10 protein-coding genes are annotated in these 10,881 nt (G+C 44.9%); 8 read left to right on the top strand and 2 right to left on the bottom strand.

The features are described from left to right. Positions 1-505 (bottom strand): hypothetical protein (locus tag VK179_04425; GenBank protein HLO57963.1); only part of this gene is annotated, 505 nt, incomplete at its 3' end. A 431-nt stretch (positions 506-936) separates the two neighbouring features. Between VK179_04425 and kdpA the strand changes: the two genes are divergently transcribed. The 8 genes from kdpA (at position 937) to VK179_04465 (ending at position 10,207) form a co-directional block, all read left to right on the top strand. Further along, positions 937-2,634 carry a potassium-transporting ATPase subunit KdpA gene (kdpA, locus tag VK179_04430; GenBank protein ID HLO57964.1) on the top strand — a complete coding sequence of 566 codons (1,698 nt, stop codon included), beginning with the start codon at positions 937-939 and terminating at the stop codon, positions 2,632-2,634. A gap of 17 nt (positions 2,635-2,651) precedes the next feature. Further along, a complete protein-coding gene (kdpB, locus tag VK179_04435; GenBank protein HLO57965.1) occupies positions 2,652-4,664 on the top strand; it encodes a potassium-transporting ATPase subunit KdpB in 2,013 nt (670 codons plus the stop codon). Positions 4,665-4,668: 4 nt separating this feature from the next. Continuing rightward, positions 4,669-5,238 (top strand): K(+)-transporting ATPase subunit C, encoded by a 570-nt coding sequence (locus tag VK179_04440; protein ID HLO57966.1) that lies wholly within the window; start codon positions 4,669-4,671, stop codon positions 5,236-5,238. 22 nt (positions 5,239-5,260) lie between these two features. Further along, on the top strand, positions 5,261-6,601 hold the full coding sequence (locus VK179_04445; protein ID HLO57967.1) for a sigma-54 dependent transcriptional regulator: 1,341 nt from the start codon (positions 5,261-5,263) through the stop codon (positions 6,599-6,601). Between the two features lie 172 nt (positions 6,602-6,773). Then, the gene (locus VK179_04450) at positions 6,774-7,109 is read left to right on the top strand and encodes a hypothetical protein (GenBank protein HLO57968.1); all 336 of its coding nucleotides are present in this window, start codon (positions 6,774-6,776) and stop codon (positions 7,107-7,109) included. An 81-nt stretch (positions 7,110-7,190) separates the two neighbouring features. After that, positions 7,191-8,315, top strand: a complete 1,125-nt coding sequence (locus VK179_04455; protein HLO57969.1) for a sensor histidine kinase KdpD — start codon at positions 7,191-7,193, stop codon at positions 8,313-8,315. A gap of 1 nt (position 8,316) precedes the next feature. Further along, positions 8,317-10,044 carry an ATP-binding protein gene (locus VK179_04460; protein HLO57970.1) on the top strand — a complete coding sequence of 576 codons (1,728 nt, stop codon included), beginning with the start codon at positions 8,317-8,319 and terminating at the stop codon, positions 10,042-10,044. 19 nt (positions 10,045-10,063) lie between these two features. Continuing rightward, positions 10,064-10,207: a hypothetical protein gene (locus VK179_04465; protein ID HLO57971.1), complete on the top strand. Its 144-nt coding sequence runs from the start codon at positions 10,064-10,066 to the stop codon at positions 10,205-10,207. Positions 10,208-10,268: 61 nt separating this feature from the next. Here the strand turns inward: VK179_04465 and VK179_04470 are convergent, their stop codons facing one another. Continuing rightward, positions 10,269-10,724: a response regulator gene (locus VK179_04470; protein ID HLO57972.1), complete on the bottom strand. Its 456-nt coding sequence runs from the start codon at positions 10,722-10,724 to the stop codon at positions 10,269-10,271. Positions 10,725-10,881 lie beyond the last annotated feature (157 nt).

Raw genomic sequence — 10,881 nt, forward strand, 5'->3', positions numbered from 1 at the left:
CTGACATAGTTACCAATCTTAAAGTTGAACCGGGTTCCCATGTAAAGATGGTTAAAGGAACTGAATTGTCAAGTTTTCTAATATATTGACCACCATTTCGCATAACAGCCTGAATCAAGGACATGTATTTTCCTAATGTAACTGTGCCACTGCAATCAAGATCAATACCTGGACCATCCACTATAACCAGCCTATCTGAAGTAGTTGTTAGAGTTCCATTACTTTCTATTAAAATTTGATCCGCATTAATTATGGTATTACTTGAGCTGAATTGAATATTATGCCTTATAACAATCGATTGAGATGTTACATCAGGAAATAGAGTCGCAGGTTGCCAGTCCTGGTTATTTGATGATGATTCCCATGTTGATGCAGTAACCCAATTCCCATCAGCTCGTGATCTGAAATAATCCGTAGGAAGTGTTTGAGAAAGAGAAATTTGGGTAAAAAGGAGGAGTGTCATCAAGAAGAATCCTGCAATTAGAGTTGACGTATATACCTTCATAATTTTTCTATAAAGCCTGGTTATACTGTTGTATTAGAGCAATCATTGCTTAGCTACGACAAATATAAAGACATTTTAATAATGAAAAGAACACGATCAGATAATAATCAGAAAGAAATATTTCCCGGATACAACCTTCATTAAAACCCCCTGACAGGAGGTACATAAGATTCAGACGCTTTCAAAATGCTCATTTAGCCCCTGTCAAAATGATAGGGTTCGCAATTGTTTTTAAATGGAGCAGAATGCTGCATTCCCTGACAGAAATAACTTTTGTGCATTTTGCCCTCAAAATGGTACAGGAATTGGCATAAATGGTTCAGATAATTAATTTGAAACCATTCATGCTATGACACTTTTGTTACTGATTTCAATTGCAGTATTCGGTTATCTGGTAAACGTGCTGCTTAACCCCGAAAAAATATAGAAAGATGGATCCTGAAATTTGGGGGGTTGTCCTTATGTATGCGCTGGTGATAGCCCTGGCACTTCCGCTTGGCCGATATATGGGCCGCATTTTTACTTATGGGAAAACCCGGGCAGATAAGTTGTTCGACCCTGTCGACAAGGTGTTTTACCGGTTGGGCGGTATTGACCACGAAACCGGAATGAACTGGAAACAGCACCTTGCAGCTTTGTTAACCATAAACCTCGTATGGCTGGTTTTATCCATGGCCATATTAATGAACATGGGCCGGCTGCCATTGAATCCCGATAAAATACCTTCGATGGGTGCCGGCCTGGCATTCAATACGTCCGCAAGCTTTATAACCAATACCAACCTGCAGCATTATTCGGGTGAAACCGGACTTTCATACCTGGGGCAACTGGTTCTTATGTTATGGCAGTTTATTAGTGCCGCAACCGGTATGGCAATTTGTGCCGTGGTTTTTGTTTCAATGAAAGCCGGTACCACTGAAAAGACCGGAAACTTCTACAGTTTTTTTGTAAGAAGCTGTACCCGCATATTGTTCCCGCTATCGGTTATTGGTGCTGCTTTGCTTGTGTTTAGCGGAAGCCCGGTTACCTTTGAAGGGAGGGACACGGTGGCCACTCTTGAAGGGCCGGTTCAGCAGGTCAGCCGAGGCCCTGTTGCCGCTTTTGCCATGATAAAACAACTGGGAACAAACGGAGGCGGTTTTTACGGAACCAATTCGTGCCACCCGTTTGAAAATCCCGGTTACCTTACCAATATCATTGAAACAGTCGCTATTTTCCTGATTCCCGTGGCCATGATTTTTGCATTCGGTTATGTGGTCCGCCGGAAGAAAATGTCGTGGATCATCTTTGGCGTTATGACCACGGGGTTCCTGATGCTGGTTATTCCTTCCGTTATTAATGAAATGCACGGCAACCCGGCTGTTGACCAACTGGGCATTCAGCAGCATGGCAGCATGGAAGGCAAAGAAGTCAGGTTTGGGCCCGCAGCTTCAGCTTTTTGGGCAGTCAGCACCACCTGTACCGGTAACGGTTCAGTGAATGCCATGCTCGACAGCATGACTCCACTGACAGGAATGGCAGCCTTAACGGGTATGATGGTCAATAGTTTTTACGGTGGGGTGGGGGTAGGGTTCCTTAATTTTTACATCTTTATCATTATCGCCGTATTCATATCGGGGCTTATGGTCGGACGCACGCCTGAATTCCTTGGAAAGAAGATAGAGGCAAGGGAAATGAAGATAGCGGTACTGGTTTTCATTCTGCACCCTTTGCTGATACTGGCGGGTACCGCACTGGCAAGTTTTATATACGCCGGAAATCCGGCTGAATATGCCGGCTGGCTCAGCAACCCGGGTTACCATGGGTTCAGTGAAATGCTGTATGAGTTTACTTCTGCTTCAGCCAATAACGGCAGCGGCTTTGAAGGACTCGGGGATAACACGCCATTCTGGAATATTTCAACGGGTATAGTGATGCTGCTTGCAAGATACCTGCCTATTGCTGGTCCGGTGGCTATTTCAGGGCTGCTGGCCGGTAAAAAATATATCCCTGAAAGTGCGGGGACCCTGCAGACGGACACGGTGACATTCGGGGTTATGCTGTTTGCTGTGATATTCATAGTTGTTGCCCTCTCTTTTTTCCCTGCACTGGTACTCGGCCAGCTGGCAGAATATTTTACACTGTATTAAATGTTAAGGACTGAAAGATGAAAACACACGATAAATCAGTTTTCAGGAAGGGGTTAATCACACAGGCCATCGGGGAATCGTTTGTAAAGCTTAATCCCCTGAAATTATACCATAACCCCGTTATGCTGACCGTAGAAACGGGTACCGTTGTTATGCTGGCCGTAACCGTGCTGTCACTTGCGGGTTACGCATCACAGGGAAATACCGGATACAACTTTGCCCTCCTGCTGCTCTTGTTTGTCACTTTGTTGTTTGCCAATTTTGCTGAAGCGATTGCTGAAGCCAGGGGAAAGGCCCAGGCCGACAGTTTGAGGAAAACCAGGGAAGAAACACCGGCTAAGCTGGTCAACGGACAAACCATTCCTTCATCACAGCTTTCAAAGGGTGCAGTCTTTATTTGTGAAGCGGGCGACATTGTGCCAACCGACGGTGAAATCATTGAAGGCCTTGCCTCCATTGACGAGAGTGCCATTACGGGTGAAAGTGCACCTGTGATACGTGAAGCAGGCGGCGATAAAAGTTCGGTTACGGGCGGCACTAAAGTACTCTCCGACAGGATTAAAGTGGTAGTGACCACACAGCCGGGTGAAAGTTTCCTTGATAAAATGATTGCTTTGGTAGAAGGGGCCTCCAGGCAAAAAACCCCCAATGAAATTGCATTGACCATTTTGCTGGCAGGCCTTACAATGGTATTTATCATAGTTACGGTAACCCTGCATCCTTTTGCCGGCTATGCCTCAACACCAATAACCATTCCGTCCCTGATCGCATTGTTTGTATGCCTTATTCCCACCACCATCGGCGGCTTGCTGTCAGCAATAGGGATAGCGGGCATGGACAGGGCACTTCGGGCGGGGGTAATAACCAAATCAGGCAAGGCAGTGGAAACTGCCGGCGACATTGATGTACTGCTGCTGGATAAAACAGGCACCATCACCATTGGTAACCGGAAAGCAACACGGTTTCACCCGTTGCCCGGAACGAGTGAAGACCATTTGATTCAGCTGTCAGTACTGAGCTCTCTGGCCGATGAAACCCCCGAAGGCAAATCAATTATTGAACTGGGGGGTGCTGATACGCTGAAAACCAAACCCGAAAACCCGCAGTTTATCAAATTTTCCGCGCAAACCCGCTGTTCGGGAATAGAGTTTGGAAATACCAGCATCCGCAAAGGTTCATATGATGCCATAAAAAACATGGTGGAAAGTGATGGCAAAACATTGCCCGCCGGACTGAATGAAATTGTTGACGGCATTTCATCACTTGGGGGTACCCCGCTTGTGGTTACTGAAAATAACGTGGTGCGCGGGGTAATTGAATTGCAGGATATCATTAAAACGGGCATCCGCGGGCGGTTTGAACGACTGAGGAAGATGGGGGTAAAAACGGTGATGGTTACCGGTGATAACCCGCTCACGGCAAGATTTATTGCCGGAAAAGCAGGTGTTGATGACTATATTGCGGAAGCAAGGCCTGAAGATAAGATGGAATATATTAAAAAAGAACAGTCGGCGGGGCGGCTTGTAGCCATGATGGGCGACGGCACAAACGATGCCCCTGCCCTGGCACAGGCTGATGTGGGCGTGGCCATGAACAGCGGCACCCAGGCCGCCAAAGAAGCAGGCAATATGGTTGACCTGGACAATGATCCTACGAAACTCATTGAAATCGTTGAAATTGGGAAACAACTGTTAATGACCAGGGGGGCATTGACAACTTTTAGCATTGCCAATGATGTGGCAAAGTATTTTGCCATTATCCCCGCATTGTTTATTACGGCTATCCCTGCCCTGCAGAGCCTCAATGTGATGCACCTCAGCAGTCCTGCCAGTGCCATACTTTCAGCTGTTTTATTCAATGCACTCATCATCCCATTGCTGATCCCCCTTGCCTTAAAGGGGGTGGCTTACAAACCCATTGGCGCAAGTGCCCTGCTGCGGCGCAATTTATTCCTTTATGGACTGGGCGGGATTATTGTCCCGTTTATCGGAATTAAACTGATTGACATGGTTGTATCATCAATAATATAAAACAATGAAAGCAAATCTGGTAAAGGCAATACGGCTCACGCTGGTTTGTATTGTTTTCTTCCCCGGCATTTACACACTGGTCATACTCGGTATTGCACAAGTGGCTCCCAACCATGGGAAAGGGTTTATGGTAACAGGCAATAACAAGGCATATTACCTGAATATTGGCCAGCCGTTTACAAAGGACCGGTATTTCTGGTCCAGGCCTTCGGCCGTGGGCTATAATGCCGCCGGCAGCGGTGGAAGCAATAAAGGGCCTTCAAATCCAGGGTACCTTGTTACGGTCAGTGCCCGGATTGACCAGTTCCTTCTCCGTAACCCCGGCATTGAAAGGTCAGAAATTCCGGCCGACCTTGTAACAGCCAGTGGCAGCGGGCTCGACCCCCACATCTCTGTCCAGGCGGCTAAAGTGCAGGTAAAGCGGATAGCAGCCGCACGTAATATCCCTGAAGATACGCTAATCAATTTAATCAGCAGGAATACCCGGAAACCATTGCTGGGATTATTTGGGCCTGAATGTGTTAATGTTCTTATGCTGAACCTCGATTTGGATAAAACGGCAAACAATCACTAACTTTGTTAAAACAAATGTATTCTTGAAAAAAGTCCTTATCATCGATGATGAAGAGAAGCTTCGGAAACTGCTTGCCCGGCTTATCGGTTACGAGGGTTACGAAGTACTGGAGGCGGCCGGCGGTGCCGCTGCTTTCAGGAAAATGGAGCAGAAGGACATTGACGTTGTACTTTGTGATGTAAAACTGCCCGATATAAACGGCCTGGACCTTTCCCTGAAAATAAAGGAACAATACCCTGAGGTTGAAATCATCATGCTTACAGCATACGGCAACATACCCGATGGTGTGCAGGCAATTAAAAACGGCGCCTTTGACTATATTACAAAAGGTGATGACAATAACAAAATCATTCCGCTGATCAGGCGGGCGGCCGAAAAAATAGAACTTGCCCGGCGGGTGAAGAGCCTGGAAAAACAATTGGGTGACAGGTACTCCTTTGATAACATTATCGGCGACTCACCACCCCTTGCAGAAGCAAGGAACCTGGCAGCCAGGGTTGCTGCGGGAGATACAACGGTGCTTTTAACCGGGGAAACCGGTACCGGAAAGGAAGTATTTGCCAATGCCATCCATATGGCCAGCAACCGGAGATATAAGAATTTTATTGCCATCAATTGTGCTGCTTTCAGTCATGAATTGCTTGAAAGCGAGTTCTTCGGACATACCGCAGGCGCTTTTAGCGGGGCAACACGCGACCGGAAAGGGATATTTGAAGAAGCAAACAACGGCACAATATTCCTGGATGAAATAGGTGAAATGGCCACCGACCTGCAGGCTAAATTGCTTCGTGTAATTGAAACAGGCGAATATTACAAAGTTGGCGACAGCAAAGTAAAGAAATCGAATGTGCGGATTATTGCTGCCACAAACCTTGACCTGCGGAAGGAAGTTGCTGAAGGCAGGTTCAGGGAAGACCTGTTTTACCGTATATCGGTGTTTCAGATAAACCTGCCTCCCCTGCGTGAACGCAGGGATGACATTGAGCTTTTTGCCCGTTATTTCCTCGATATGTTCTCAATTAAAACAAAAAGGAACATTACCGGAATGTCATCCTCCTTTATCACTGCCCTGAAACAATACGAATGGACAGGGAATATACGCGAGCTGAGAAATGTTATAGAACGTTGCTGCATACTTGCCAATGGGCCACTGCTAACCCCTGACCTGTTGCCGCTTGAAATTCAGCAAAAACAGTATAAGCCGGAGTCTGACCCTCATCAGTCGCTTAATTTGTCGGAATTTGAAAAAATGCACATTATAAAGGTGCTGAACCATACCGGTGGCAATAAAACAAAAACCGCTGAACTGCTGGGGGTTGCTCTTACTACTTTATACCGGAAAATGGCTGAATACAACCTGTAGTTGCCATGCCGGGCTTTCATTTCGCTAAGCTTACCCTTTCATTCTGCAAGTATTTACGGTGCCTTCAAATTTCACAATTAGCCCTTTTCCGCAGTAATCAGGCATTCCGGCATACTGATGGTATATGGAACACCAATTGGTATACACTGTGTGTAACCTAAAAGAAAACACAATGGAAACGAAAATCAGGAAAACATTAAAACAATGGTTTCCCACCGCTTTTGAAGAACTGCCTGAAAACGACAACTGTTCAGACTATGAGATACTTTGCCGGTTCGCAAAATATACCATTTCAATCATCAATGAAGACAATGAGACCAAAAAGGAGCCATTCAGGCTTATCCTCCTACTATACTCAAAGGGATCATTGTATGAGAAGAATGCCATTGAAAATGAGTTCTTAAGGATACTTGCCGGTGAAGAAAAATGCATGACCTTAAAAGAGCATCTCAGTTTGATGCCTGAAGAACTTAAGCCTGTTTACCTGAAAACCATACTTGGCAATTAAACTGATACAATTAAAAGTGTGTTGTTGGTAAGTACCGGTTTAGGCAGTATTTCATTAACTTTATAATCACTTAACTGATACATGGCCGGGAAAGAAAATAATGTGCAGCACTTCCTTGATCTGATAAAAAGGTCAAGGAGGGGCAAATTAAAGATATACATAGGTATGATTGCCGGGGTAGGCAAGACCTGCCGTATGCTGCAGGAAACGCATTCTCTCTTAAAAAAAGGGGTGGATATCAGGCTCGGGTATATTGAAACACATGGCCGCGCCGAAACCATTGCCATGCTGGCCGGACTACCGGTAATTCCACGAAGAAAACTGTTTTATAAGGGCAGGGAACTGGAAGAAATGGATGTGCAGGCAATTATAAGTACCAGGCCTGAAATCGTTGTTATTGATGAACTGGCCCATTCAAATATCAAAGGCAGCAAAAATGAAAAACGCTGGCAGGATGTCCTTGAGATTCTTGAAGCCGGGATCAGCGTCATCAGTGCCGTCAATATACAGCATATTGAAAGCCTGAATGAAGATGTAAAGATGATTACCGGTATTGAAGTGAACGAACGAATACCCGACAGTATAATTGCCCTTGCCGATGAAGTAGTGAACATTGACCTGAGTGCCGATGACCTGATCCACCGGCTGCAGGAAGGCAATATTTACGAAAAGGATAAAATTGAGGCAGCACTGGCAAATTTCTTTAAGCCTGAGCATATACTTCAGCTTCGTGAACTGGCTTTGAAAGAAGTAGCTTCGCAGGTGGAGCGGAAGGTGGATGTTGAAGTACTTAAAAACTCAGGGCTGCGGCATGAGAAATTCCTGGCGTGCATCAGCAGCAATGAAAAAGCAGCAAAGAACGTGATCCGCAAAACCGCCCGGCTGGCAAGCTACTACAATGCCCACTGGTTTGTGCTGTACGTACAGGCCCGGGGTGAAAGTCCCGACAGGATACCGCTGAACAAACAGCGCCACCTTATCAATAATTTTAAACTGGCAACCGAACTGGGCGCCAAAGTTATCCAGGTAAAGGGCAATAACATACCGCACTGTATTCTTGAACAGGCTGCGAAATTCGATATAACTACCGTGTGTATGGGAAAACCTCACAGGCTGCTGTTTAAGATCATTTTTTCAAGAAGCATATTTAACGGACTTTTAAAAGGCCTGGCGTCATATGATATTGATCTGATAATTCTCTCATAAAATGAAAATTAAAACAAAACTGGGGTTGGGTATAGGCTTCCTTTTTATACTGATTGTAATACTGATACTGCTTGGTATCATCTTCACCAACCAGATTGCCGGAAATACCCGTAATATCCTTGCTCAAAATAACAAGTCAATTGAATATGCCCGGCGAATGTTGCTGGCAGCCGACAATCTGAGTGTATCTGACTCTGCAATGCATGAGTTCGGAAACTACCTTCTGCTTCAGCAGTCTAATATTACAGAAGCCGGTGAAGGGATCCTCACCTCAAGGATTTCAATGAACTTTGAAAAACTCAGGACCGGAACCGGTAATCCCGCTGACCTGAGGAATATACGAAATGACTTGTATGACCTCATGGCACTGAATATGGGTGCCATAGAAAACAAAAGCGAAATAGCCATTTCAAAGGCTAAAACCGCAATCCTGATCATTTCAATCACCGGTACCATATGCTTTATAATAGCCTTTACCCTGCTGGTAAACCTTCCGGGAAGTATCATGGAACCAATAAATGAACTAACCGGCAGCATTAAAGAAATTGCAGCAAAAAACTATTCGCACAGGGTAACCTTTGAAAGAAAAGATGAACTGGGTGTACTTGCGCGCTCATTCAACGTAATGGCCGAAAAACTGGAGGAATACAACAATTCAAACCTTGCCATTTTAATGATGGAGAAAAAACGCATTGATACACTCATTAACAACATGCATGAACCCGTTTTTGGCCTGGATGAGAATGGCAAAATCATTTTCATGAATAATGAAGCATTTAAAGTTTCAGGGCTCAGGAAGGAGGATGCCATTGGCAGGCCATCGCAGGAAATTGCAGTAAACAACGACCTGATCCGTTCACTTATCCGTGAGCTCGTAAAACCAGGCAACAACGCGATATCCAATGAACCATTGAAAATATATACCGACGATAAAGAAAGCTATTTCGAAAAGGAAATTATCACCATTACGATAACCCCCACCGCCGAGAGCAACTCAAGGTATATTGGTGATGTGATTATTCTGAAGAACATAACCTCATTCAAAGAACTTGATTCGGCGAAGACCAACTTTATTGCCACGGTATCACACGAACTCAAAACCCCCCTCTCGTCCATTCTTATGAGCCTCGAACTTTTGGAACATGAACGCATAGGCATTTTAAATCCTGAGCAGCAACAACTCATTGAAAGTGTAAAGGACGACGGAAAAAGACTGCTCAGAATCACCGGTGAACTGCTGAACCTTACACAGGTTGAAACCGGAAAGATACAGTTAAACATACAACCCTCCCAACCCGGTGAAATAGTAAGGTATGCCGTTGAAACCATTAAGAAGCAGGCTGATGTGGAGAATATAGCCATAGAGACCAGATGTGACGAAAATGCCGGTCCGGTATATGCTGACCTCGATAAAACATCATGGGTACTGACCAACCTCCTGTCAAATGCGGTCAGGTATTCGTATCCCAATTCAAAGGTAATCCTGTCAGTTAAACCGGTCAAAGCCAAAATGCATTTTTCAGTCCAGGATTTCGGACAGGGTATTGACCCCCGTTACAGGGAACAAATATTTAACCGTTACTTCCGTATACCCGGCAGCGATAAAAAAGGAACCGGCCTTGGACTTGCCATAAGCAAAGAGTTTATTGAAGCACAGGGTGGTGAAATATATTATGAGAGTGAACCCGGCAAAGGAAGTATCTTTTCGTTCACATTACCATTGGTTTGAAAGAGGCTCCTTCCTCATAATGTCAATAGGATCAGCTGCCGGTGTGGCTGCCATGGGGATGGAAAAGATCAGCTTTTTCTGGTATCTGAAAAAGATCAGCCTGCTGGCATTGCTGGGCTATTTTGCCGGCGCAGCCGTTTATATACTGCAGAATGCAATTTAGCCTGCAGATAATCAGGGCTGACTATCAGGGGCAAGGTAACTATTACGGGAACAATGGAAGCCTAATCCAGGTTCGGATTATCCGGCAAGTCATCTTTATTTGGATGTATACAGGTGATCCAGTACTGAACAATAATTTCAAACATATTTGACTGTTCGGCAGGGGTCATTGGTTTATAGAAAAAGCCCTGCACATGGTACCGGTATGCCTGGATAACTTTTTGTCGCGAAAGGCTGTGGCTGACAAAAATAAATGGAATTGACTTCTGGCTTAAATACTCATCCTCTTCAAGGATTTTCTTAAATTCCATACCATTCTTCCCGGGCATATCTATATCGGAAATGATAAGGAAAACCTCATCGGCATTCATCCTCAGGTGCTCAAGAGCGTCGTCAGCATTATTGAAATACTCAATTTGAATATTCCAGTCTTTGACCCTCAGTGCTCTCTCGAGGAAGTCTTTTTCATAATTCTCATCATCCACCAGGATGATTTTGCCTCTTACTCTCTTCATCATACAATTAACAATGGAAGGGGGGGAAGGTTATTAAATTCAGGTAATTAAAAGGTAAGGCGGCAAAGCCGCCTTACCTTTTAATAAAAAAACCTTAATCAACTAGTCACTAGTCACTAGTCACTAGTCACTAGTCACTAGTCACCAGTCACCAGTCACC

The organism is Bacteroidales bacterium (genome assembly GCA_035299085.1).
In the GTDB taxonomy this organism is placed as follows: domain Bacteria; phylum Bacteroidota; class Bacteroidia; order Bacteroidales; family UBA10428; genus UBA5072.

Coding starts and splice junctions, on each gene's coding strand:
- VK179_04460 (HLO57970.1), top strand. CDS start 8,317: ATGAAAATTAAAACAAAACTGGGGTTGGGTATAGGCTTCCTTTTTATA.
- VK179_04465 (HLO57971.1), top strand. CDS start 10,064: ATGTCAATAGGATCAGCTGCCGGTGTGGCTGCCATGGGGATGGAAAAG.
- VK179_04450 (HLO57968.1), top strand. CDS start 6,774: ATGGAAACGAAAATCAGGAAAACATTAAAACAATGGTTTCCCACCGCT.
- VK179_04470 (HLO57972.1), bottom strand. CDS start 10,724: ATGATGAAGAGAGTAAGAGGCAAAATCATCCTGGTGGATGATGAGAAT.
- kdpB (HLO57965.1), top strand. CDS start 2,652: ATGAAAACACACGATAAATCAGTTTTCAGGAAGGGGTTAATCACACAG.
- VK179_04440 (HLO57966.1), top strand. CDS start 4,669: ATGAAAGCAAATCTGGTAAAGGCAATACGGCTCACGCTGGTTTGTATT.
- kdpA (HLO57964.1), top strand. CDS start 937: ATGGATCCTGAAATTTGGGGGGTTGTCCTTATGTATGCGCTGGTGATA.
- VK179_04455 (HLO57969.1), top strand. CDS start 7,191: ATGGCCGGGAAAGAAAATAATGTGCAGCACTTCCTTGATCTGATAAAA.